The organism is Nesterenkonia sp. YGD6 (assembly GCF_022565895.1).
Taxonomy (GTDB): Bacteria; Actinomycetota; Actinomycetes; order Actinomycetales; family Micrococcaceae; genus Nesterenkonia.
Map to the genome: position 1 here is coordinate 599,837 of NZ_JAJOYY010000001.1, position 22,812 is coordinate 622,648.

Here is a 22,812-nt window from a genome sequence, read left to right on the forward strand (position 1 = left end):
CGTCAGCCGACGACGGCGTCACACCCACTCGGGCTTGTTCTGCTTCGCCACCCGGGTCAGCACGTCATAGGTCGCGACGATCTCATCGTGCTGGTTGTGCAGCACGGTGTCCCAGCGGACCTCGCCATAGTCGTCGGTCTCGCGCGGGATGATCTGCTTCGCGGTCAGCGTCACGCGGATCGAGTCGTCGTAGGTCACCGGGGTCTGGAAGGAGAGGTTCTCCAGGCCGGTGTTGGCCAGCACCGGCCCCGGAGCCGGCTCCACGAAGAGTCCGGCAGCCCAGGCCACCAGCAGGTACCCGTGGGCCACTCGGCGCGGGAAGAACGGGTTCGCCGTCGCCGCCTCCTCGTTGGTGTGGGCGTAGAAGGTGTCTCCGGTGGACTCGGCGAAGGAGGTGATGTCCTCCAACGCCACGGTGCGCAGCCCCGAGGCGAACTGGTCCCCGATGCGCAGCTCGGTCAGGGATTTGCGGAACGGGTGCACGGCGGTGCCGTCGGCCACCGTCTCAGGGGTCGCGGTGATGGCCTTGGCGCCACGGTGCCAGATCCCGGTCACCCCGGTGAGCAGGTCCGGGGAGCCCTGGACGGCGGTGCGCTGCATGTAGTGCTTGACCGCGCGGATCCCACCGAGCTCCTCGCCGCCGCCGGCCCGTCCGGGGCCGCCGTGGACCAGGTGGGGCAGCGGAGAGCCGTGACCGGTGGAGGTCTTGGCGTCGTCGCGGTCCAGGAAGAGCACGCGCCCATGGTGGGAGGCGATGCCGCGGGTGAACTCGGCGGCGATCTCCGGGTCATGGGTGCAGACGGTGGCGACGAGGGACCCGCCGCCGAGGGCGGCGAGGTCCACGGCGTCGTCGATGTCGGCGTAGCCCAGCACCGAGGTGACCGGACCGAAGGCCTCCACCGAGTGCACCTCAGGGGTGCGGGCCTCGGCGAAGGAGAGCACGGTGGCCGGGAAGTACGCGCCGAGCGCGGCATCGGCCGAGCCGGTGCCGGACTCCGGGCCCCCCACCCGCACTGCGCCGCCGGCGCTGACCAGTGTGTCCACCGCACGGGCGACCTCGTCGCGCTGATCGGTGGAGGCCAGCGGGCCCATCGTGGTGTCGGCGTCACGCGGGTCTCCCAGGACCACACGGGAGTCCAGCCGCTTCCGCAGCGCCTCGACCACCGGGTCCACCTGGGCCGAGGGCACGATGACGCGGCGGATCGCGGTGCACTTCTGGCCGGTCTTCGCGGTCATCTCCAGGGCCACCGACTTGATGAAGGCGTCGAACTCGACCGTGTCCGGGCCGGCGTCGGGACCCAGGATGGCGGCGTTGAGCGAATCGGTCTCCGCGGTGAAGCGCACACCCTGGTTGGCCACGTTGTCATGGGAGCGCAGCAGCTGCGCGGTGTTAGCCGAGCCGGTGAAGGCCACGTGGTCGCGGTGATCCAGGTGGTCCAGCAGGTCCCGGGCGGAGCCGGAGATCAGCTGCAGCGCACCGGTGGGGATCAGCCCCGAGTCGATCATCAGCCGCACACAGGCCTGGGTGACGTAGGCGGTCTGCGAGGCGGGCTTCACGATGGTGGGCACCCCGGCGATGAAGCTCGGGGCGAACTTCTCCAGCATCCCCCAGACCGGGAAGTTGAAGGCGTTGATCTGCGCGGCCACCCCGGTGAGCCGGGTGTAGATGTGCTCACCGAGGAAGGAGCCGTCGCGGGAGAGCTGCTCCACCTGCCCGTCGACGATGACGTTGGCGTTGGGCAGCTCCTTCCGACCCTTCGAGGAGAAGGTGCGGATGGTGCCGATGCCGCCGTCCACGTCGATCAGGTGGTCACGCCGGGTGGAGCCGGTGCGGTCGGAGAGCTCGTAGAGCTCCTCGCGGTGCTCGTGGAGGTAGGCCGCCAGGTGCTTCAGCCGCAGTGCGCGCTGGTGGATGGTCAGCTGCCCCAGGCTCTCCTGGCCGACCGAGCGGGCGTGGGCGACGGCGGCGGAGGTGTCCAGTCCCTCGGTGGAGACCAGGCAGACCGGCTCAGAGGTGGAGGCGTCAAGGATCTCGCTGACCTTGCTCGGGGCCTCCGGGGTCCACCAGGAGTCCTGGATGTAGCTGGGCAGGAGACGGGGAGCCGCAGATGTGTCAGTGGCAGCCATGGGGTCCTCTCAACGACAGGTAGAACTGACCGAACGGTCGGTAATTGACCCCATCCTAGCCCGGGAGGCGAGAATGTGACACCCCGCACAGAATCCGCCGCGCCACGTCCGCTGCTCCAGCTCAGCTCGCCGACTCAGCTCCCCAGATTCACCGCTGCAGCTCCCCAGGTTCACCGCTGCAGCTTCATCCCTTCACCTTCACCACCGTGCGGCCGCGGACCTGGCCGGCGAGGATCTGCTCGGCCTGCTCGAAGACCCCGTCGAGCGGGATCTCCTGGGTCATCTCATCGAGCAGCTCCAGGGGCAGGTCGCTGGCCAGTCGGGCCCACGCCTGTGAACGCAGCTCAGGCGACGCGGTCACGGAGTTGATCCCGGCGAGGGTGACCCCGCGCAGGATGAAGGGCATCACGGTGGTGGGCAGGTCGACGCCCTGGGCCAGCCCGCAGCTGGCGACGGTCCCGTCGTCGTCGGTCTGCGAGAGGATGTTCGCCAGGGTGGCCGAGCCGGCGGAGTCGATCCCACCCGCCCAGCGGCGCTTCTGCAGCGCAGAGCCGGCCTCGGCGAAGTCCTGGCGGTCCAGCAGCTCGGAGGCGCCGAGGTGGCGCAGATACTCGCCCTGCTCATGGACCCGGCCGGTCACCGCGGTGACCTTATAGCCGAGCTGGTTGAGCACCGCGATCGCCACCGAGCCGACTCCTCCAGCCGCCCCGCTGACGACGACGGCGCCCGACTCGGGCCGCACTCCGCCGCGCTCCAGCGCGAGCACCGCGAGCATCGCGGTGAACCCTGCGGTTCCGATCGCCGCGGCCCGCCGTGGGCTCAGCCCCGCGGGGAGTTTGACCAGGTATTTCGCGGAGACCCGGGCTCGCTCGGCCAGGCCGCCGTGGGCCGCCTCGCCGATTCCGCCGCCGGTGAGCACCACGACGTCGCCCGGGCTGAACTGCGGATCGGCGGAGGCGGTGACCTCGCCGACCAGGTCGATGCCCGGGATCAGCGGGGAGGTCCGCGCCACCCCGGGCTTGCCGGCCAGGGCGAGGCCGTCCTTGTAGTTGATCCCGGAGTAGTGGACAGCGATGTCCACCGGAGCGTCTCCCCCGGCGCCGTCGAGGTAGTCCTCGGGAAGGTCCTGCAAGGTCGCCTGGTGATCCTGAACGCGTCCGCGCTCCAGTGTCTGTTCGATCAGGGCTGCTCGAAAGGTCATGAAGGTCTCCTTGGCATCGGGTGCTCGTATTGGGTGTGGTCGTCGAAGATCAGGGCGGTCTGGGAGGACTGTACGCAGGCCAGCGACTGGATCCGCTCGAAGACCACGCGGCGCAGCTCCTCCACGGTGCGGGTGCGCACCAGCAGCACCGCGTCGTACTGTCCGCCGACCAGCGCCAGATGCCGCACCGCGGGCTCATCGGCGAGCGCCCCGCGCAGCACCTCCCAGTCATCCTGCTTCAGGGTGAGAAAGACGTAGGCCGCCGTGGACATCCCGGCCGCCCGAGGATCGATCACCGCGGTATAGCCCTGCAGCACTCCGGCGGCGCGCAGCCGGGAGATCCGCTCATAGGCGTTGGCCCGGGACAGGTGCAGCCCGGAGGCCAGGGCGCTCACCGATTGGCGGGCATCCTGACTCAGCGCATGCAGGATTCGGTGGTCCACGGAGTCCAGCGAGATCTGACCTCTCGCCGCCTCGTCTCGTTCATCGCCCATAGCTCTGGACGATACCAGCCGTGGCGCACCCCACACGAGCAGTTCGTCCAGCCCCGGGGACCCCCGAGCGGACGCCGTCTTGGATGTGTCTGCGCAGTGGTCACGCGCAGGCGAGCTGGGTGACACTCGTACCAAGAGTGTGATGCACGACACCTGCACGAGAGACTTTTTTAGGAGGACTCGCGATGACCAGCGAGACACGGGACGGGACCCCGATCCAGGGCTCCCACATCAAGGAGACGAGCAGCAGCTTCGGGATCACCCCGGAGCAGTACATGCTCCCGGCCGCCCAGCAGATCCGGATGCTCGGACCCGACGGGCAGCTGATCGCCGAGGAGGCCCAGGGCACCAGCCCCGGGCACGAATACCCGATCCCCGAGGATGACGCCCTGCTGGCCGCCTATGAGGCGCTGGTGGTGGGCCGCCGGGTCAATGACCAGAACTATGCCCTGGTCCGCCAGGGCCGGCTCGCGGTCTACCCCTCCTCCCACGGCCAGGAGGCATGCCAGGTCGGTGCCGCCCTTGCACTGGGCACCGGAGACTGGATGTTCCCCACCTACCGCGACACCGTCGCCACGATCACCCGCGGGGTGGACCCGCTGGAGGTCATGGTCTCCTTCCGCGGCGACTGGCACTGCGGCTATGACCCGCTGGACTACAAGATCTCGGCCATGTCGACGCCGCTGACCACCCAGCTGCTCCACGCCGTCGGCGTGGCCCACGCGGCGAAGCTGCGCGGCGAGGACACCGTGGTGCTCGCGATGTGCGGCGACGGCGCCACCAGCGAGGGTGACTTCCACGAGGCGCTGAACTTCGCCGCGGTCTTCGAGGTCCCGGTGGTGTTCTTCGTGCAGAACAACGGCTACGCCATCTCGGTGCCGCTCTCGGCGCAGACCGCTGCGCCTTCGCTGGCGCACAAGGCCATCGGCTACGGCATGGCCGGGGAGCAGGTGGACGGCAACGACATGGTGGCCGTGCTGGCCACGCTGCGCCGCGCCGTCGAGCTGGCCCGGAAGAACTCGATGCCGCTGCTGCTCGAAGCCATCACCTATCGGATGCAGGCCCACACCAACGCCGACGACGACTCCCGCTACCGCGAGTCCGCCGAGGTCGAGCAGTGGAAGCAGCGTGACCCGCTGCTGCGCATGCGCACCTTCCTCACCGAGCGCGGGGTCCTCGACTCCGACGCCGAGACCCGGATCAGCGGGAAGGCCGAGGAGGTCGCGGCCGCACTGCGTCTGGCCATGACCACCGAACCGGACATGGACCCGCTGGAGATCTTCGACCACGTCTATGCCGCCCCGACCGCCCAGCTGCGCGAACAGCGCGCCAAGCTGGCCGATGAGCTCGAGCGAAGCCAGGAGGGCTGACCCATGGCCACTGCCACCACCCCCGCGCCGGCCGGCGCCACCACCAAGCCCACCACCTTCGCCGCAGCGCTGAACACCGCGATGTCCGACGCCATGGAGGGCGACCGCTCGGTCTGCGTCTTCGGCGAGGACGTCGGCACACTCGGCGGAGTCTTCCGGATCACCGACGGGCTGACCCAGCGCTTCGGCGCGAACCGCTGCTTCGACACCCCGCTGGCCGAATCAGGCATCGCCGGCATGGCCATGGGCATGGCGATCAACGGGATGCGCCCGGTGATCGAGATGCAGTTCGACGCCTTCGCCTACCCGGCGCTGGAGCAGATCTTCAGCCACATCGCCAAGACCGCCAACCGGTCCCGCGGGCGGGTCCGCCTGCCCATGGTCATCCGGATCCCCTACGGCGGCGGAGTCGGCGGCGTGGAGCACCACTGCGACTCCTCCGAGGCCTACTACGCGCACACCCCGGGGCTGAAGATCTACACCCCGGCCACGGTCAGCGACGCCTACCTGATGCTCCGCGAGGCCATCGACTCCCCGGACCCGGTGATCTTCTTCGAGCCGAAGAAGCTCTACTGGACCAAGGAGGCCGTCGACCTCAGCGCACTGCGCACCCAGTACGAGGCCGCTGCGAACGATGAGTCCACACCGGCGGCCGGGGTCGGGGCTGAAGGCCGCGCCGTCGTCGTCCGTGAGGGCACCGACGTCTCATTGATCAGCTACGGGCCCAGCGTGTCCACTGCGCTGAAGGCCGCCGCGGCCGCCGCCGAGGACGGGATCTCTGCGGAGGTCCTGGACCTGCGCAGCATCGTGCCCTTCGACGACGCCGCCTTGGAGGCCACGGTGACCAAGACCGGTCGCGCAGTGGTGATCGCCGAGGCGCAGGGCTTCGTCTCGGTGGCCGCCGAGATCGTGGCCCGGATCCAGGAGCGCAGCTTCCATTCACTGTCCTCCCCGGTCAAGCGGGTCACCGGGTTCGACATTCCATATCCATCGCCGAAGCTCGAGGAGCACCACCTGCCCAGCGTGGACCGCATCCTGGACGCGCTCGACGAGCTGCAGTGGGAGGACTGAGATGACCACTTTCAACCTGCCCGACCTGGGCGAAGGACTGACCGAGGCCACGCTGCTGAGCTGGTTGGTGGCCGAGGGCGAGACGATCGTGGTGGATCAGCCCATCGCCGAGGTCGAGACCGCCAAGTCCGCCATCGAGGTGCCCACCCCCTACGCCGGAGTGGTCACCAAGCTCCACGGCGCCGTGGGCGAGACCCTGATCGTGGACGAACCGCTGATCAGCGTGGGTGCCGAGGGTGAAGCCGGAAGCGGCTCCGCCGCGGATGACTCCGCCGGCGCCGGAGCAGACGGCGCCTCCAACGGCTCCTCCGCGGGAGCACTGAGCTACCGCGAGGAGGAGCGCGCCGGCACGATGCCCGCCACCGGAGCGGTCACGGCCCCCGAATCCGCCGCTGACTCCGCGGAGGATGAAGGATCGGGCAATGTCCTGATCGGCTACGGCACCTCCACCTCGAAGAGCAGCGGGCGACGCCGCCGACGCAACGGCGCCTCCCGCTCGGCAGGCGCCGGCGGTGCCGCCTCCCCGGTGAGCGACGCTCCAGCCGTCACAGCTCCAGCGCAGAAGGCCCCTCGGGTGTCCTCGCCACTGGTGCGCCGACTGGCTCGCGAGCATGCCCTCACCCTGGGCGAGCTCACGGGCACCGGTCCGGAGGGGATGATCCTGCGCGCCGATGTGCTCGCCGCGATCGACTCCTCCGCCCAGGCAGCCCCTGCCTCCGCCCAGGCGGTCAGCTCTGCGCCTGCCTCGGCACCTGCGTCCGGTCCCACACCGCCCTCCGCGGGCTCGTCGAAGACCGGCGCACCCGCAGCGGCACCGGCACCGGGTGGCCTCGAGGTCCGCGAACGCGTCCCGATGTCGGGGATGCGCAAGGCTGTGGCCACCACTCTGACCCGTTCGCGCCGAGAGATCCCGGAGGCCACAGTCTGGCAGGACGTGGACATGACCGAGGTACTCGCGCTGCGCTCCCGACTCAAGGCGCAGGCCGCCAAGGACGGCACCACCGCGCCGTCGCTGCTGGCGCTGCTCAGCCGGTTCGTGCTGGCCGGGCTCTCCCGCTATCCGGACCTGGCCACCAGGCTCGAGGACACGGCAGACGGCGCCCAGGAGATCGTGCACTACGACGGCGTGAACCTGGGCTTCGCGGCCCAGACGCCGGCAGGGCTGGTGGTTCCGGTGATCCGGCACGCCGAGCGGCTCTCCGCCCGAGCGCTGCACGGGGAGATCTCACGGCTGGTCGGTGAGGCCCGCGAGGGCAAGATCTCGGGCAAGGAGCTCACCGGAGGCACCTTCACGGTGAACAACTACGGGGTCTTCGGCTCCGACGGCGCCACCCCGATCATCAACCACCCCGAGGTCGGAATCCTCGGCATCGGGCGGATCCTTGACCGCGCCTGGGCGGTGAACGGGGAGCTCGCAGTCCGCAAGGTCGCCACCTTGACCATCGCCTTCGATCACCGGGTGTGCGACGGCGGCACCGCCGGCGGGTTCCTGAACTTCGTGGCCACCTGCTTGGAGGACCCGTCCTCCGCGCTGGCGGATCTCTGAGGATCAATAGGCTGCACCATTGAGGGATGAGCAGAACGGGCCGGGGCCGACGACAGATGTCGGCCCCGGCCTCTTCCCTAGACTGGACCCTTCCCCGCGAGAAGGAGACAGCATGACCGGAGACCTCACCAGCGGAGAACCCGCGACCGCTGACCCCGCCGTCCCAGACGCTGCGAGCGCACGGACAGCGAGGCCGCGCACCTACGATCAGCCCGCCGCGTATCAGTCGATGCCCTCAGGACCGCTGGACCCGGATCGCAGCTTCTATGACGCCGTGGCCTCCGCCGAGCGGACGCTGACCCGGGAGTTCGAGATCCCAGTCCGCTCCGGTCACGCCTGGGAGGTCAGTGCCGGGTCGATCGTGCGGATCAGCGCCATCGAGGGTCCGCAGGTCGGTGACCTGAACCTGTGGAACCTGCACAACCCGCGCGAACGGTTCTGGGCCGCCCGGACCCGGCAGCTGCAGCGCGCCTCGATGACCACCTATGACCGTTTCTGGTCCACACTCCCCCACCTGCGCCCGATGGCCACGGTGATCGGGGACTCCCTGGCCGAGCACCCCGACGCCGAGGTCATCCACGACCTGCTGGGCACCCGCTGTGACCCCTATGTCAATCGGATGCTCACCGGTGAGGACTTCGACTACCACTGCCACTCCAACCTCACCCGGGCCATCCACGGTCACGGCCTCACCGAGTACGACGTCCACGATGTGCTCAACGTGTTCCAGTTCGCAGGCCTCAATGAGAAGCGTGAGTACTTCATGGATGCCTGCCCCACCCAGCCCGGTGACTACTTCGAGTTCTTCGCCGAGATCGATCTGCTCTGCGCGCTCTCCACCTGCCCCGGAGGCGACCTCTCGGTGCACATGTGGGGACCCGATGCGGCGACCACCGAAGAGCAGCTCGAGCACTGTCACCCGCTGGGCGTGCAGGTCTTCGCCGTCGAGGCGGAGGCGCTCGGCGCCTGGAGGCCCCCGGAGACGGCGACGTACCGCGGCAGACGCGGGCGTCACGGGCTGGTGGCCACCCCACATCCCGGTCGAGGGTCCAGACTCCCCTGACACGTCGCCCTCGCTGCGGCGCCCCTCACCCGACGCACCTGACACGCAGACGGGCCCGCACCGATCTCAAGGGATCAGCACGGGCCCGTTCAGCTGCGCGCAGCTGTCTGCCGCTCGACGTCGGCTGCTTGAGTGCTACTTGACGTCCTCGTCCACCCAGTCGAACGTCCGGGTCACGGCCTTCTTCCAGAGACGCATCTGGCGATCACGCTCGGCGTCGTCCATCGACGGCAGCCAGCGCTTGTCCTCCGCCCAGTTGGTCGCCAGCTCATCGGTGTCGCTCCAGAAGCCCACCGCCAGGCCCGCCGCATAGGCCGCACCAAGCGCCGTGGTCTCGACCACCTTCGGCCGGATCACCGGGATCCCAAGGATGTCGGCCTGGAACTGCATCAGCGCATCGTTGGCCACCATCCCGCCGTCGACCCGCAGGTCCGCCATGTCGACCCCCGCGTCGGCGTTGGCCGCGTCGAGCACCTCGCGGGTCTGGAAGGCCGTGGCCTCCAGCGCGGCCCGGGCGATGTGGCCCTTGTTCACGAAGCGGGTGAGACCCACGATGACCCCGCGCGCCTCGCCCCGCCAGTAGGGAGCGAACAGCCCGGAGAAGGCGGGCACCACGTAGACCCCGCCGTTGTCCTCCACCGACTTGGCCAGCTCCTCCACCTCGGGCGCCGTCTTGATGAACCCCAGGTTGTCGCGCAGCCACTGGATCAGCGATCCGGTCACGGCGATCGCGCCCTCCAGGGCGTAGACCGGCTTGGCGTCGCCCAGCTTGTAGCAGACGGTGGTGAGCAGCCCGTTCTTCGAGTGGACGATCTCCTCACCGGTGTTGACGATCAGGAAGTTGCCGGTGCCATAGGTGTTCTTCGCCCCGCCCTTCTCGAACGCGGCCTGACCGAACGTCGCGGCCTGCTGGTCACCGAGGATCCCGGCCACCGGGGTCTCGCGCAGCAGCTGAGCGGTGTGGACCGTGCCGTAGACCTCCGAGGAGGACTTGATCTCCGGCAGCATCGAGCGGGGCACCCCGAAGGCCTTCAGGAGCTCGTCATCCCATGAGAGGGTCTCGAGGTCCATGAACATGGTCCGTGAGGCGTTGGTGACATCGGTGATGTGCACGCCGCCCTCGGTGCCGCCGGTGAGGTGCCAGGTGATCCAGGAGTCGGTGTTCCCGAAGTAGAGGTCCCCGGCCTCGGCCCTGGCGCGGGCACCTTCGACGTTGTCCAGGATCCACTTCACCTTGGTGCCGGAGAAGTAGGTCGCCAGCGGCAGACCGACCTTCGTCTTGAAGCGCTCCACCCCGCCGTCGGCGGCGAGCTCGTCCACGATCGACTGGGTGCGAGTGTCCTGCCAGACGATCGCGTTGTAGACGGGCTCTCCGGTGTGCTTGTCCCACACCACCGTGGTCTCACGCTGGTTGGTGATGCCCACCGCGGCGATGTCGTGCCGGGTCAGGTTCACCTTCGAGAGTGCGTTGCCGATGACTTCCCTGGTGTTGTTCCAGATCTCCATCGGGTCGTGCTCGACCCAGCCCGCCTTGGGGAAGATCTGCTCGTGCTCCTTCTGACCCGAGGACACGATGTTCCCGCTGTGGTCAAAGATGATGGCTCGACTCGAGGTGGTGCCCTGGTCGATCGCGATGACGTACTTCGACATGTTGTTCTCCTCGTTGAGTGTGCAGTCGGTGAAAGTTCCGATTACGGGCAGCAGCCGAGCCGCCCGCGATGCTTCTGCGCTATCCGTTCACGACGGGAAGGGTGACCATCATGGCCAGCAGACCGCCCAGAGCACCGCCGATCAGGGGGCCGATAATCGGAACCCAGGCGTAGGACCAGTCGCTTCCGCCCTTGCCCTTGATGGGCAGCAGCGCATGGACGATTCTGGGCCCAAGGTCACGAGTCGGGTTGATGGCGTAGCCCGTGGGCCCGCCGAGGGAGGCGCCGATGCCGACCACCAGCAGTGCCACCGCGAGGGGTCCGAGACCCGAAGGTGTACCCGCGAAGGCGATGATGACGAACACCAGCACGAAGGTGCCGATGATCTCAGTCATGAGGTTCCAGGGGGAGGACCTGATGGCTGGGCCGGTGGCGAAGACGGCCAGCTTGGCCCCTGGGTCAGGCTCCGCGTCGAAGTGCTTCTTATAAGAGAGGTAGCACAGGAAGGCTCCGATCATGGCGCCCAGCAGCTGCGCCGCGAAGTAGAGCACCACGTTGAGAGCCGACTTCTCGATGTCGGGGCCCAGCGTCTCGATGTCGCCGTTGACCAGCAGACCGACCGTGACGGCGGGGTTCAGATGCGCTCCGGAGAGCGCCGCGACGTAGACGCCGGCGAAGACGCCGAGCCCCCAGCCGAAGTTGATCATCAGAAATCCGCCGTTGTTGCCCTTCGTGCCTCGCAGGACGGCGTTGGCGACCACGCCACAACCGAGCAGCAGCAGCAGCATGGTGCCGAATGTCTCGGCGACGAAAGCTTCTAGAGACATCTTTGGCTCCTTTCGTTATTCATTTTTCAGGGGGTTCCCGTCGGGCTGCTGCCCGCCGGAGTCAGGCCACCAGATCCTTGAGCTCAACGGTGTGCCATTCACGCAGCACTCGTTGTGCGTCCTTGATCTCGGAGGCGATGGTCTCTGCGTCCCAGCCCAGCAGCGGCGCGAGGCTCTCACCCAGCTCGCTGAGCAGCTCGGCGGTGACGAGCCCGCGGAAGGCCAGGGAGGTGCGGCGGATCAGGACGTCGATCAGGTGGCCGATCTGCTCGTGCTCCACCATGTAGGCCAGCTCGCGCTGGCTCAGCTCAGGCGTCGAGTCGAGGTCCTTGTCCGCGCCGGCACGGAGGTGATCGATGACCTCCGCGGCACGGGTCCCGTACCGGGTCAGCAGCACTTCCACCCGCTCGGCGGAGAGGCCGTCTCGGGCGTGGGCCATGATCCAGGCCTTCTCTGCGGAGGGTGTCTTCGGGAAGTCGGCGCCGCCGCCGATGGCGAGCCCGGCGGTGCTGACCGTGCGGGGCTTGCCCAGGACTTCGAGCACATCATCGGTCAGGTGCTCGGAGAGCGCCCGGAAGGTGGTCCATTTCCCGCCGACCAGGCTGAGCGTGGTCACAGACTGCCCAGCGATCCGGTCCTCTCGCTTCTCGATGCGGTAGTCCCGCGAGACGAAGCCCGGCTGGGTCGCGTCGTGGCGGGGCAGCGGCCTGACGCCGGAGAAGCTGTAGACCACGTGCCCGGGCTCCACTGCGATCCGGGGGAACACCTGTCCGACCAGGTCGATGAAGTAGTCGACCTCCTCGGGGGTGCACACGGCGGGTTCGTTCACGTCGACGTCGATGTCAGTGGTGCCCACCAGCACTCGGTCCTCGATGGGGTAGATCAGCACGATGCGACCGTCGGTGTTCTCGAAGAACATCTCGCGACCCGCACAGGCGGCCAGCAGCTCGGGGTGATCGAGCACGATGTGGGAGCCCTTGGTGCCGCCCATGAAGGCGCTGGGCTCACCGAGGGACTCGTTGGTCCCATCGACCCAGGCCCCGGTGGCGTTGACGATCACGTCGGCGGTGAACGGGAACTCAGCTCCGGTGAGCTCGTCGCGGAGCAACACGGACTCCCCGCTGCGGCTCACCGCGCTGACGTAGTTCGTGGCCCGGACCTCCGGGTTGGCGTTGAGACCGTCACGCAGCACATCCAGGGTCATCCGCTCCGGGTTGTGCACCGAGGCGTCGAAGTAGGTGGCCGTGTAGCGCACGTCGGGACGCAGATCCGGGAGCTGCGCGAGGGATGCGCGGCGACCGGCGAAACGGTGCCGCGGGACCGCGCCGCCTGCGCGGGAGAACCAGTCATACATGGTCAGGCCCGCCTTGATCAGGAATGCTCCCCGTTCGCGAGGCTGCCCGTGCTGGCGGTGCGTGATGAACCGCAGCGGGGCGGCGAGGACCCCGGAGAAGGTGCTGAAGATGGGGATCGTGGTCTGAAGCGGCTTCACGTAGTGCGGGGCGGTCTTCAGCAGGCCATTGCGCTCGACCACCGATTCGCGGACCAGCCTGAACTCGCCGTTCTCCAGGTAGCGGATCCCACCGTGGATCATGTGCGAGGACGCCCCGGATGCTCCTTGGCAATAGTCGCCGCGCTCCACGAGCGCCACGTCCACGCCCTGCAGCGCCAGGTCTCGGAAGGTGCCGACACCGTTGATTCCGCCGCCGATGATCAGCACCGAAGCCCGCGGGGTCTCTCGGAGCTGCCGAACCTCTGCTCTCTCAGCGGGGATCCGGGTGTCGCCATTGGTCGCCATTGTGTCGGCCATCACATTCTCCTCAGGGTGTCAGGTGCTACATCGGGGTCACCGTGCGTATAGGTACACTCTTGAAACTTCGGGACAAATAGTCAATGGTGGTGCACAGACGTGCAGAATCTACGGAAGGATTGATCATCAACACATCGCCAGGGGACGACAGATCTCAGCCCGCTGCACGTTCATCCACCGCGGAGTCCGCACGCTCCAGGAGCGGCGATGCCCTGCGCGCGGCGCAGATGTACTACCTCCAGGACCTGACGATGAACGCCATCGCACGGGAGCTCATGACCTCGCGGTCCACGGTCTCCCGCCTGCTCTCGATGGCGCGAGACACCGGTCTGGTCGAGATTCAGGTCAATAACCCGGCGCACCGGGCACCGTCTCTGGAGAACGAGATCCGGCGACGCTTCGGAGTGGACGCCCATGTCGTGCCGGTCTCGGATCTGGTCAGTGATTCAGAGTCGCTGGACCGGGTGGCGATCCAGGCGGCCCGGACCATAGGCCCCCTGGTCGATTCCAATGCGATCATCGGCGTGGCCTGGGGCTCCACGCTCAGCGCCGTGAGCCAGCACCTGAGCCGGAGGATCACCCACGACAGCACGATCGTGCAGCTCAACGGGGCCGGGAACACCCAGACCACGGGGATCGCCTATGCCAGTGAGATCCTGCGCCGATTCGGTCACGCCTATGGCGCCCGCGTCGAGCAGTTTCCGGTCCCGGCCTTCTTCGATCACGCCGACACCAAGACCGCGATGTGGGCCGAACGCAGCGTGCTGAGGATCCTCGAGCTCCAGCGACGCATGACCATGGCGATCTTCGGGGTCGGCTCGACCAACTCCGGGATCCCCAGTCACGTGTACTCGGGCGGGTACCTCGATGAGGCGGACCTGCGCGCGCTGGACGCGGAGCGGGTGGTCGGAGACGTGGCGACCATGTTCTTCCGCGCCGACGGCAGCCACCGTGACCTGCTGATCAATCAGCGCAGCACGGGACCGGACCTGGAGCTGCTGCGACAGGTGCCGCGGCGGATCTGCATCGTCTCGGGTGAGGCGAAGATCAGCGGCCTGCGCGGGGCCCTGGCTGCCGGGCTGCCCACTGATCTCATCCTCGATGAGGCCACGGCGCGATGGCTGGTCCAGGATGCGTCGCGCTGATCCCGCCGCTCGCGATCTGGACCTGCGGGGTCAGGACCTGCGGGATCAGGACCTGAGGCTCAGGCCTCGGGATAGTCGTAGAAGCCCTTGCCGGACTTCTGTCCCAGCTCGCCGCGGGCCACCATCTCGCGCATCAGCTGCGGCGGAGCGAAACGCTCGCCCAGCTGGGACTCCAGGTATTCAGCGATCCCCAGCCGCACGTCGAGGCCGACGATGTCGGTCAGCGCCAGCGGCCCGATCGGGAACTTGTAGCCGAGCACCATCGCGTTGTCGATGTCGGCCGGAGCGGCCACGCCTTCTTCGACCATCCGGATGGCTTCGAGCCCGATCGCCACTCCCAGCCGGGAGGAGGCGAAGCCGGGTGCGTCCTTGACCACCACGGGCGTCTTGCCCAGGGCCTCGACCCAGCGCGGGCTGAGCGCGGCGAGCTCTTCGCCGGTGCGCTCGGCGAGCACCACCTCCACCAGCTTCGAGGCCGGCACCGGATTGAAGAAGTGCAGCCCGCAGAACCGCTCGGGCCGCTGCAGGTGCTCCGCCAGCGCGGTGATGGACAGCGAGGAGGTGTTCGTGGCCAGCCAGGCCTCCGGGGTCAGCTGCGCCTCGGCCCGGCGCAGCGAATCGACCTTGAGCGCCATATCCTCGGGCACCGCTTCGACCACCAGGCCGCAGCGGGTGAACGCGGTGACATCGGCGGTGGCGGTGAGCCGGTCTGCCCAGCTCGCAAGCTCGCCGTCGATCTTCCCCCGGCTCAGCGAGGCCTGGAGATCCTTGGTGATCCGCGCGGCGGCGGTCTGGGCCGCTGCCTCTGAGACATCGACGACGACGACCTCTTCGGCTCCGGCGATGAGGAACGCGTGGGCGATCCCAGCCCCCATGCGGCCTCCGCCGAGCACTCCGACGGTGGCGGGGAAAGGCTGTGTCGCTGCGGTCGAGGTGCTCATCCGTGGTCTCCTGATGTCTGTGCTGGCTTGGGATCGGCCTTCGCCGCGGTCTTCTCTGCGTCCTTCGCCGCGGTCTTGGCCTCGCGGCGGTCCAGGAAGGCCTGCATGCGTTCGAACTTGGCCTCGGACTCGAACAGGATCGCCTGGGCGAGGTTGTCGACCTGCGGGTGGGCCTCGCGCGGCATGGAGAAGACCTGCTTGCTGATTCGCACCGCAAGCGGGTCCTGTCTGCCGATCCGGTCCGCCAGGGCGTGGGCGGCGTCGAGCAGCTCTGCGGCGGGGTGCACCGCGTTGAGCAGCCCGTGGTCCAGGGACTCTTGGGCGTCGAGGATGCGCCCGGCGAGCAGGATCTCCTTGGCGACGCCCTCACCGGTGAGCTCACGCAGCCGCCAGAGCGCCCCGGCGGCCGGGATGATGCCCAGCCCGGTCTCGGGCTGGCCGATCTTCACCGCAGGGGTGCCGAGCCGAAAGTCGGCGGCCCAGGCCAGTTCCGCGCCGCCGCCGAGGGCGTAGCCGTCCAGTGCGGCGATCACCGGCATGGGCAGCTTGGCCAGGCGTTCGAAGGCGGTGGAGTTGACTCCGCGCAGCGCGTCCGCGCGTCGTCGGTCTCTGAGCTGTCCGATGTCAGCCCCGGAGGCGAAGATGCCTTTGCCGCCGGACTCGGTGCCGGAGAGGATCAGCACCTTCGGGTGGTGCTCCAGGTGTGCGCAGACCGCGTGCAGCTCGGTGATCATGGTGGCGTCGATGGCGTTGCGGACCTCGGGGCGGTCCAGCTGGGCGTGCAGCCGGTCCGCGGACTCGGTGATCGTCAGCGTGCTGAAGTCCGCTGCGTCGAGCAGCGTGGGATCTGGTGCGCTCATGGGCTCAGGCCTTCTCCAGCAGCAGCGCGGCGCCCTGGCCGACGCCCACGCACATGGTGGCGAGCCCGCGGGCCACGCCTTCGTCCTCCATCCGCCGGGCCAGGGTCAGCACGATCCGGCAGCCGGAGGAGCCCAGCGGGTGGCCCAGCGCGATCGCTCCGCCGTCGGCGTTGACCATTCCGGGGTCCAGGCCGAGCCGGCGCATGCTGGCAAGGGACTGGGTGGCGAAGGCCTCGTTGAGCTCCACGGCGCCGAGGTCCGCGATCCCCCAGCCGGCGCGGTCCAGCGCCTTAGCCGTGGCCGGGACCGGGCCCATGCCCATGATCTCCGGCGCGAGTCCTGCGCTGGCACCGCCGGCGATGCGCGCCCGCGGGGTCAGCCCGTACTTCTCCACGGCGGCCTCGGAGGCGACGATCACCGCGGAGGCGCCGTCGTTGAGCGAGGAGGCGTTGCCCGCGGTGACCACGGAGCCGCCGGCGACCACGGGGCGAAGCCCGGCGAGGGTCTCGGCGGTGATCCCGCGTCGGGGGCCCTCGTCGGTGTCCACCACGGTGATCGCGCCCTTGCGTCCGGGGACCTCGACCGGGGTGATCTCCCGTGCCAGCCGGCCGGCGTCGATCGCGGCGAGCGCGCGGCGCTGGGACTCGACGGCGAAGGCGTCGGCGTCTTCACGGGTGACGCCTTCGACCCGGGCGACCTCCTCGGCGGTCTCGGGCATGGAGAAGGTGCGCTTCTCGATGGCCTGGAACTTGGGGTTGGGGAACCGCCAGCCGATGGAGGTGTCGACCACCTCTCCGGGCTTGCCGAAGGCGGTGGTGGGCTTGGCCATCACCCAGGGGGCGCGGGACATGGATTCGACTCCCCCGGCGACGACGATGTCGGCGGCTCCGGCGGCGATCATGTGCTGGGCCTGGGAGATCGCGCTCATCCCGGAGGCGCAGAGCCGGTTCACGGTGATGCCCGGAACGCTGTCCGGGAAGCCGGCGAGCAGCCACGCCATCCGCGCGACGTTGCGGTTCTCCTCCCCGGCGCCGTTGGCGTTGCCGAGGATGACCTCGTCGACGTGGGCCGGGTCGATGCCGGATTCCTCGACCACCTGGCGCACCACCAGGGCGGCGAGGTCATCGGGACGTACCGAGGACAGAGCGCCGCCGTAGCGGCCGACGGGAGTGCGGGTGCCGGAGACAAGATATACAGGGCTGATCGCCACGTCATGCGCCTTTCACAGGAATAACTGACCGATCGTTCACCTGTCACTCTTCCATGAGTGCACTGTGTGGTCAATCACAGCATGATCCCCGGCCGACCCCCACCCTGGTCCACAATGGGGAACATGAGCGAAATCATTGCAGGCATCACCATTCCCGACTCCACGATGGCGCGCGAGGCGACCGAGCTGGTCCGCGACGTGGCCGCCCCGCTGGTCTTCCACCACTCTCGCCGGGTCTACCTCTTCGGGTCGCTGCGCGGCGAGGAGCTGGGCACCAGCGCAGACCCGGAGCTGCTCTACATCGGCGCGATGTTCCACGATCTGGGGCTCACCGAGACCTACCGGCGGACCGACCAGCGATTCGAGATCGACGCCGCCGATGAGGCCCGCCGCTTCCTGCTCAGCCATGGCATCGCCGCGGAGGACGCGCAGAAGGTGTGGAACGGCATCGCGCTGCACACCACCCCGGAGATCCCGCTTCACATGGATCCGGAGGTCGCGCTGGTGACCCGTGGGGTCGAGCTCGACGTGCTGGGCCTGGGCTATGACGCGATCACCGATGAGCAGCGGGCCGCCGTCGTCGAGGCCCATCCCCGGCCGGACTTCAAGAATCAGATCCTCGCGGCGTTCACCGAGGGGCTCAAGGACCGCCCGGAGACCACCTTCGGCAACGTGAAGGCCGATGTGCTCGCCCATTTCATGCCCGGCTTCGAGCGCGGGGACTTCGTCGAGGTCATCCGCAGCTCGCCCTGGGCCGAGTGAGCGCCGGCTGATCCCAAGAAGGGGCCCGGAACGAGCACCGGGCTGAGGCTGAGCATCATCTGCCCGGCCTCAGCCCAGTGTCAGTCCCTGGTCGACCCAGTGTGCGCCTGGTCGATCCGGTGTGCGCGCCGCCCTACTGCAGCAGCGTCTTGTCGTCGACCACAGCACCCTTGAGCTTGCCGAACTCGGCGAGCAGGTCCTGCGGGGTCATCTGGGCCTTCTGCTCGGCGCCGACGTCGAGGATGATCCGGCCTTCGTGCATCATGATCAGCCGGTTGCCGACCTCGAGCGCCTGCACCATGTTGTGCGTGACCATCAGCGTGGTCAGACCTTTGTCCTCCACCACACTCCTGGTCAGCCGGGTGACGAGCTCCGCGCGCTGCGGGTCCAGGGCCGCGGTGTGCTCATCGAGCAGCAGCACGCGAGGGTCGGAGTACGTGGCCATGAGCAGGCTCAGCGCCTGGCGCTGTCCGCCGGAGAGCAGCCCGACCTTGGTCTTCAGCCGTCCTTCCAGGCCCAGCTCGAGCTGCTTCAGCGCCTCGGCGAAGCGATCGCGCTTCGACTTGGTCACCCCGCGGGAGAGCCCGCGCGGACGCCCGCGGCGGTCCGCCAGGGAGAGGTTCTCCTCGATGCTGAGGTTAGGGGCGGTGCCTGCCATCGGGTCCTGGAAGACCCGGCCGACCTGCGCGGCCCGCTGGTGCTCCTTGAGCCTGCTGACGTCGGTGCCGTCGAGGGAGACCACGCCGGTGTCCTGGTGGATGCGTCCGGCCACGGTGTTGAGCAGGGTGGACTTGCCCGCGCCGTTGGAGCCGATGACGGTGACGAAGTCACCCTCCTTGAGCTCCAGGTTCACGTCCACCAGCGCGCGGCGCTCGTTGACGGTGTTGGGGAAGAACGTCTTGGAGACTGAGGCGATGTTCAACATGTCAGGCTCCCTTCTCTGCCGAAGTCTTGGACAGGTGCGCATCTGAGGTGGTCAGCGGGGCGGCGGCGTCGGCCAGCGGCGAGGGGCCCTTGCGGCGCAGGCTCAGCTTCGAGAAGCCCTTCCACTGGGGCAGCAGCAGGGCCGCGACGACGAGCACCGCGGACATCAGCTTCATGTCGTTGGGGTTGAGTCCGACGTTGAGCGCGAGCTGGATCGCCAGGCGGTAGACCACGGCGCCGAGGATCACGGCGAGGGTGGCCTGGATGACGCTGCGGCTGCCGAAGATGGCCTGGCCGACGATCACCGAGGCCAGTCCGACCAGGATCAGACCGATGCCCATGCCGATGTCGGCGAATCCCTGGTGCTGGGCGACGACGGCGCCGGCGATGCCGACCAGCCCGTTGGAGAGCATGAGTCCGATGATCTTCTGCCGGTCGGTGCTGACCGCGAAGGAGCTGATCATCTGCTCGTTGTCACCGGTGGCGCGCAGGGCCAGCCCGTTGTCCGTCTGCAGGTACCAGTCCATGATCAGCTTGAAGATCAGCGCGACGGCGGCGAGCACGGCCACCGAGGTCCAGCCCACGCCGGTGAATCCGCGCATCATGGAGATGACGGTGTCCTGGCCCAGCAGGGGCACGTTCGCCCCGTCCATGATGCGCAGGTTGATCGAGTACAGCCCGATCATCGTGAGGATGCCTGCCAGCAGCCCGTTGATGTTGCCCTTGGTGTGCAGCAGGCCGGTGATCATCCCGGCGAGGCTGCCGACCACGAAGGCCGCGGCGGTGGCCAGGAACGGGTCCACCTCGTTGGTGATCAGGATCGCCGCCGTCGCCGCACCGGAGGTGAAGGACCCGTCGACGGTCAGGTCGGGGAAGTTAAGAATCCTGAAGGTCAGGTACACGCCCAGGGCCATGATCGCGTAGATCAGCCCGAGCTCGAATGCTGTGATCATGTGTCCTCATTTGTCGTCGCAGCCGGATCAACGGCCGTCGGCGGGTCCACGTCCACTCAGGCGACGGGCGCCGGTGCAGCCTGGTGCGGCTGTTCCGGCGCCCGGCCTGGTGGTCATCTGTCAGTCATAGCCGCCTGAGGCGGCCGTAGGGGGTCGAGTCGAGTCACCCGTGCGGGTCTACTCGTCCTCTTCCTCTTCTGTGTCCTCGTCTTCTGCGTCCTCGTCACCCTCGGCCTCGTCGGCCTCAGCGGGGTCCTCGGCTTCGACGTCCTCGCCGACGACGACGTCGGCGCGGTCAAGCAGCTCCTGGTCCAGCTCGACGCCCATGGCCTCGGCTGCCTCAGGGTTGACGATGAGCTCCAGAGTCTCCTGAGTCTCCACCGCCATGGTTGCCGGGTCCTCACCGTCTTCGAGGATCCGCAGCGCCATCTCGCCGGCCTGGCGGCCGAGGGCGGCGTAGTTGATGCCGTAGGTGGCCACCGAGCCGCGGATGACCGAGTCACCCTCGGAGGCGATCACCGGGATGCTGTTCTGCTGTCCGTACTGCAGCACGGACTCCAGCGCCGAGACGACAGCGTTGTCGGTCGGGACCCAGATCGCGTCGACGTTGAGCGACTCCACACCCTGCTGGACCTCGGAGGAGTTCGAGACGGTCGCCTCCTGGATCTCCAGGCCGAGCTCGTCGGCGGCCTCCTGGGCGAGCTCCACCTGCACGGCGGAGTTCGTCTCGCCGGAGGAGTAGACGATCCCCACGGTCTCGACGTCGGGTGCGATCTCCTGGAGCAGCTCGAACTGCTCCATCACCGGGTTCAGGTCTGAGGCGCCGGTGATGTTGCCGCCGGGCTCTTCCCAGGAATCCACCAGGCCGGCTTCTTCGGGGTCGGTGACCGCGGAGAACACGATCGGCTTGTCGGTGATCGCCTGGGCCGCGGCCTGAGAGGTCGGGGTGGCGATCGCATGGATCAGGTCCATGTCCGAAGTGGCGAAGGTGCCGGCGATGTTGCTGGCGGTGGCCTGCTCGCCCTGGGCGTTCTGCTCATCCCATTCCACCTCGGCGCCTGCGTCCTCGAAGGCCGCCTTGAAGCCGTCGCGCGCCTCGTCGAGGGACGGGTGGGCGACGATCTGGGTGATGCCGATCGAGTAGCTGCCGGCTTCTTCGCCGGCCTCGCCCTCGGTGTCTTCGCCCTCGGTGTCCCCGCCGCAGGCGGTGAGCATCAGTGCCGTGGCGGCAACCGCCGCGGAGAGCCTCATGGTTGTGCTGCGTGATCGCATAGTTGCTCCTCATCTTGGTGCGTCATTCACCGGTGGGGTTCACCGGTGTGATGCTGTGCGTGATTCAGGTGCTGCTGGTGCTGCTGGTGCTGCGAGTGATCACCGCGTCTCCGCGGTGTGGAACAGAGATTATCCGCTCCAGGTTGATAAGTCAGCAGGTCAGCGCGATCCCGGCATGACCGAGAATTCCTCGCGCTCGCTGTCGTCGTTGAGATTGATCCCCTGGAGCTTCTTCGGAACCATCGAGACGGCGATGAAGGAGATGATCGCCAGGATCGCGATGTAGAGGCCGATCAGCCAGGACTGTCCGGTGGTGTTCAGGATCGTCTGCGCGATGGTGGCCGCGAAGGCGCCGCCGATGATCGAGCCCAGGGCGTAGCCGATCGACACCCCGGAGAAGCGGATGTTGACCGGGAACATCTCGGCGTAGAGCGCCGACTGCGGGCCGTAGGACGGGCCGAGACCGATGGTCAGGATGAAGATCGCCAGGGCGAAGAGCGGCAGCGATGCGGTGTCGAGCAGGAACCACATCGGGATCGCCCAGACGATGATGATGCCGTAGCCGATCTGGAAGGTCTTGACGCGTCCGATGCGGTCGGAGATCCAACCGCCGAAGAGCGTGAAGATGAACCAGCCGACGCCGCCGATCAGCGAGGCGATCAGGGTGTCGTTGCGATCCATGCCCAGCGTGTTCACGCCGTACGCGGCGAAGAAGGCGATCACCAGATAGCCCGCGGCGTTGTTCGCGGCGAAGATCAGCGCGGCAAGGAAGGTGTACTTCTTGTGCGTGGTCACCAGCTCCTTGAGCGGGGCCGAGGATTCCTTCTTGCGCTCCTTCATCTCCAGGAAGACCGGGGACTCGTCGACCTTCAGCCGGATGAGGAAGCCCACGATGATCAGCACGAAGGAGAAGAGGAACGGCACGCGCCAGCCCCACTCGAGGAACTGCTCCTCGGTGGTCATGGCGTTGAGCGCGAACATGAATCCGGTGGCCAGCAGCATGCCCAGCGGGACGCCGATCTGCGGGTATGCGCCGAAGAGTCCGCGCTTGTGCCGGGGGGCGTGTTCGACGGCGAGCAGTGCCGCGCCGCCCCATTCGCCGCCGGCCGAGAGGCCCTGCAGCACGCGAAGCACGATGAGCAGGACCGGCGCCAGGATGCCCCAGCTCGCATAGGTGGGCAGCAGGCCGATGAGCACGGTGGCTCCGCCCATGCCCATCAACGTGATGACCAGGACCACCTTGCGGCCGTACCGATCACCGACCATGCCGGCAAGGATCGCGCCGAGCGGGCGGAAGAGGAAGGAGATGCCGACCGAGGCCCAGGCGACGATCTGCGCCAGCGCGGCGTTGTCCTCGCCGAGCGGCTCGAAGTACAGCACCGCCAGCACGAAGCCAGCGGCCTGCGCATAGATGAAGAAGTCGTACCACTCGATGGTGGTGCCGACGAGGGTTCCCGCAAGGACCTTCTTCTCTTCACGAGTCAGGTCATGCCCCTCGCTGCTGAGATAGGTGGTCTGGCTCATATCTGCTCCAAAGGCTGAACACGTCAGGTGACGCACGAGTGATTCCTGGGTTGTGCCTGTGAC

The 22,812-nt window shown here is 68.1% G+C and carries 19 protein-coding genes; 6 read left to right on the top strand and 13 right to left on the bottom strand.

The window, feature by feature from the left end:
• Window positions 1–18 precede the first annotated feature (18 nt).
• From paaZ to LTI14_RS02700, 3 genes are all read right to left on the bottom strand, one after another.
• Window positions 19–2,127: a phenylacetic acid degradation bifunctional protein PaaZ gene (gene paaZ / locus LTI14_RS02690; RefSeq protein ID WP_241475734.1), complete on the bottom strand. Its 2,109-nt coding sequence runs from the start codon at window positions 2,125–2,127 to the stop codon at window positions 19–21.
• A gap of 184 nt (window positions 2,128–2,311) precedes the next feature.
• A complete protein-coding gene (locus LTI14_RS02695) occupies window positions 2,312–3,328 on the bottom strand; it encodes an MDR family oxidoreductase (RefSeq protein ID WP_241463769.1) in 1,017 nt (338 codons plus the stop codon).
• The gene (locus LTI14_RS02700) at window positions 3,325–3,822 is read right to left on the bottom strand and encodes an Lrp/AsnC family transcriptional regulator (RefSeq protein WP_241463768.1); all 498 of its coding nucleotides are present in this window, start codon (window positions 3,820–3,822) and stop codon (window positions 3,325–3,327) included. Before LTI14_RS02700 ends, LTI14_RS02695 begins: the two co-directional genes overlap by 4 nt.
• A gap of 185 nt (window positions 3,823–4,007) precedes the next feature.
• Between LTI14_RS02700 and pdhA the strand changes: the two genes are divergently transcribed.
• The 4 genes from pdhA (at window position 4,008) to LTI14_RS02720 (ending at window position 8,872) form a co-directional block, all read left to right on the top strand.
• Window positions 4,008–5,192, top strand: a complete 1,185-nt coding sequence (gene pdhA / locus LTI14_RS02705; RefSeq protein WP_241463767.1) for a pyruvate dehydrogenase (acetyl-transferring) E1 component subunit alpha — start codon at window positions 4,008–4,010, stop codon at window positions 5,190–5,192.
• 3 nt (window positions 5,193–5,195) lie between these two features.
• Window positions 5,196–6,263, top strand: coding sequence for an alpha-ketoacid dehydrogenase subunit beta (locus LTI14_RS02710; protein WP_241475735.1), 1,068 nt, complete (start codon window positions 5,196–5,198; stop codon window positions 6,261–6,263).
• Window position 6,264: 1 nt separating this feature from the next.
• Window positions 6,265–7,809 (top strand): dihydrolipoamide acetyltransferase family protein, encoded by a 1,545-nt coding sequence (locus LTI14_RS02715; RefSeq protein WP_241475736.1) that lies wholly within the window; start codon window positions 6,265–6,267, stop codon window positions 7,807–7,809.
• 112 nt (window positions 7,810–7,921) lie between these two features.
• Window positions 7,922–8,872 (top strand): urea carboxylase-associated family protein, encoded by a 951-nt coding sequence (locus tag LTI14_RS02720; RefSeq protein ID WP_241475737.1) that lies wholly within the window; start codon window positions 7,922–7,924, stop codon window positions 8,870–8,872.
• Between the two features lie 135 nt (window positions 8,873–9,007).
• Here LTI14_RS02720 and glpK read toward each other — a convergent pair whose 3' ends face one another.
• From glpK to LTI14_RS02735, 3 genes are all read right to left on the bottom strand, one after another.
• The gene (gene glpK, locus LTI14_RS02725; RefSeq protein WP_241463763.1) at window positions 9,008–10,522 is read right to left on the bottom strand and encodes a glycerol kinase GlpK; all 1,515 of its coding nucleotides are present in this window, start codon (window positions 10,520–10,522) and stop codon (window positions 9,008–9,010) included.
• 79 nt (window positions 10,523–10,601) lie between these two features.
• Window positions 10,602–11,348 carry an MIP/aquaporin family protein gene (locus tag LTI14_RS02730; protein WP_241475738.1) on the bottom strand — a complete coding sequence of 249 codons (747 nt, stop codon included), beginning with the start codon at window positions 11,346–11,348 and terminating at the stop codon, window positions 10,602–10,604.
• Between the two features lie 61 nt (window positions 11,349–11,409).
• On the bottom strand, window positions 11,410–13,158 hold the full coding sequence (locus LTI14_RS02735) for a glycerol-3-phosphate dehydrogenase/oxidase (RefSeq protein ID WP_370642668.1): 1,749 nt from the start codon (window positions 13,156–13,158) through the stop codon (window positions 11,410–11,412).
• A gap of 227 nt (window positions 13,159–13,385) precedes the next feature.
• Here LTI14_RS02735 and LTI14_RS02740 point away from each other — a divergent pair, with 227 nt between their 5' ends.
• Window positions 13,386–14,303: a sugar-binding transcriptional regulator gene (locus LTI14_RS02740; protein ID WP_241464422.1), complete on the top strand. Its 918-nt coding sequence runs from the start codon at window positions 13,386–13,388 to the stop codon at window positions 14,301–14,303.
• Window positions 14,304–14,362: 59 nt separating this feature from the next.
• Here the strand turns inward: LTI14_RS02740 and LTI14_RS02745 are convergent, their stop codons facing one another.
• From LTI14_RS02745 to LTI14_RS02755, 3 genes are read right to left on the bottom strand one after another with little or no spacing between them, the layout of a single operon-like run.
• The gene (locus LTI14_RS02745) at window positions 14,363–15,244 is read right to left on the bottom strand and encodes a 3-hydroxyacyl-CoA dehydrogenase family protein (protein ID WP_241463761.1); all 882 of its coding nucleotides are present in this window, start codon (window positions 15,242–15,244) and stop codon (window positions 14,363–14,365) included.
• Entirely contained in the window at window positions 15,241–16,104 is an 864-nt protein-coding gene (locus LTI14_RS02750; protein WP_241463760.1) for an enoyl-CoA hydratase/isomerase family protein, read from the bottom strand. Before LTI14_RS02750 ends, LTI14_RS02745 begins: the two co-directional genes overlap by 4 nt.
• A gap of 4 nt (window positions 16,105–16,108) precedes the next feature.
• Window positions 16,109–17,314 carry a thiolase family protein gene (locus LTI14_RS02755; protein ID WP_370642669.1) on the bottom strand — a complete coding sequence of 402 codons (1,206 nt, stop codon included), beginning with the start codon at window positions 17,312–17,314 and terminating at the stop codon, window positions 16,109–16,111.
• 123 nt (window positions 17,315–17,437) lie between these two features.
• Here LTI14_RS02755 and LTI14_RS02760 point away from each other — a divergent pair, with 123 nt between their 5' ends.
• A complete protein-coding gene (locus tag LTI14_RS02760; protein WP_241463759.1) occupies window positions 17,438–18,076 on the top strand; it encodes an HD domain-containing protein in 639 nt (212 codons plus the stop codon).
• Window positions 18,077–18,209: 133 nt separating this feature from the next.
• On the opposite strand, the gene LTI14_RS02765 is transcribed toward LTI14_RS02760, so the two are convergent.
• The 4 genes from LTI14_RS02765 to LTI14_RS02780 form a co-directional block, all read right to left on the bottom strand.
• A complete protein-coding gene (locus LTI14_RS02765; protein ID WP_241463758.1) occupies window positions 18,210–19,001 on the bottom strand; it encodes an ABC transporter ATP-binding protein in 792 nt (263 codons plus the stop codon).
• A 1-nt stretch (window position 19,002) separates the two neighbouring features.
• Window positions 19,003–19,953, bottom strand: a complete 951-nt coding sequence (locus tag LTI14_RS02770) for an ABC transporter permease (RefSeq protein WP_241463757.1) — start codon at window positions 19,951–19,953, stop codon at window positions 19,003–19,005.
• Between the two features lie 177 nt (window positions 19,954–20,130).
• Complete coding sequence (locus LTI14_RS02775; protein WP_241463756.1) at window positions 20,131–21,225, bottom strand: ABC transporter substrate-binding protein; 1,095 nt, start codon at window positions 21,223–21,225, stop codon at window positions 20,131–20,133.
• Between the two features lie 159 nt (window positions 21,226–21,384).
• Complete coding sequence (locus tag LTI14_RS02780; protein ID WP_241463754.1) at window positions 21,385–22,749, bottom strand: MFS transporter; 1,365 nt, start codon at window positions 22,747–22,749, stop codon at window positions 21,385–21,387.
• Window positions 22,750–22,812: the final 63 nt, after the last annotated feature.

Excerpts from the sequence above, each read along its gene's own strand:
- paaZ (WP_241475734.1), bottom strand. The coding sequence starts at position 2,127 with ATGGCTGCCACTGACACATCTGCGGCTCCCCGTCTCCTGCCCAGCTAC.
- LTI14_RS02695 (WP_241463769.1), bottom strand. The coding sequence starts at position 3,328 with ATGACCTTTCGAGCAGCCCTGATCGAACAGACACTGGAGCGCGGACGC.
- LTI14_RS02700 (WP_241463768.1), bottom strand. The coding sequence starts at position 3,822 with ATGGGCGATGAACGAGACGAGGCGGCGAGAGGTCAGATCTCGCTGGAC.
- pdhA (WP_241463767.1), top strand. The coding sequence starts at position 4,008 with ATGACCAGCGAGACACGGGACGGGACCCCGATCCAGGGCTCCCACATC.
- LTI14_RS02710 (WP_241475735.1), top strand. The coding sequence starts at position 5,196 with ATGGCCACTGCCACCACCCCCGCGCCGGCCGGCGCCACCACCAAGCCC.
- LTI14_RS02715 (WP_241475736.1), top strand. The coding sequence starts at position 6,265 with ATGACCACTTTCAACCTGCCCGACCTGGGCGAAGGACTGACCGAGGCC.
- LTI14_RS02720 (WP_241475737.1), top strand. The coding sequence starts at position 7,922 with ATGACCGGAGACCTCACCAGCGGAGAACCCGCGACCGCTGACCCCGCC.
- glpK (WP_241463763.1), bottom strand. The coding sequence starts at position 10,522 with ATGTCGAAGTACGTCATCGCGATCGACCAGGGCACCACCTCGAGTCGA.
- LTI14_RS02730 (WP_241475738.1), bottom strand. The coding sequence starts at position 11,348 with ATGTCTCTAGAAGCTTTCGTCGCCGAGACATTCGGCACCATGCTGCTG.
- LTI14_RS02735 (WP_370642668.1), bottom strand. The coding sequence starts at position 13,158 with ATGGCCGACACAATGGCGACCAATGGCGACACCCGGATCCCCGCTGAG.
- LTI14_RS02740 (WP_241464422.1), top strand. The coding sequence starts at position 13,386 with ATGTACTACCTCCAGGACCTGACGATGAACGCCATCGCACGGGAGCTC.
- LTI14_RS02745 (WP_241463761.1), bottom strand. The coding sequence starts at position 15,244 with ATGAGCACCTCGACCGCAGCGACACAGCCTTTCCCCGCCACCGTCGGA.
- LTI14_RS02750 (WP_241463760.1), bottom strand. The coding sequence starts at position 16,104 with ATGAGCGCACCAGATCCCACGCTGCTCGACGCAGCGGACTTCAGCACG.
- LTI14_RS02760 (WP_241463759.1), top strand. The coding sequence starts at position 17,438 with ATGAGCGAAATCATTGCAGGCATCACCATTCCCGACTCCACGATGGCG.
- LTI14_RS02765 (WP_241463758.1), bottom strand. The coding sequence starts at position 19,001 with ATGTTGAACATCGCCTCAGTCTCCAAGACGTTCTTCCCCAACACCGTC.
- LTI14_RS02770 (WP_241463757.1), bottom strand. The coding sequence starts at position 19,953 with ATGATCACAGCATTCGAGCTCGGGCTGATCTACGCGATCATGGCCCTG.
- LTI14_RS02775 (WP_241463756.1), bottom strand. The coding sequence starts at position 21,225 with ATGCGATCACGCAGCACAACCATGAGGCTCTCCGCGGCGGTTGCCGCC.
- LTI14_RS02780 (WP_241463754.1), bottom strand. The coding sequence starts at position 22,749 with ATGAGCCAGACCACCTATCTCAGCAGCGAGGGGCATGACCTGACTCGT.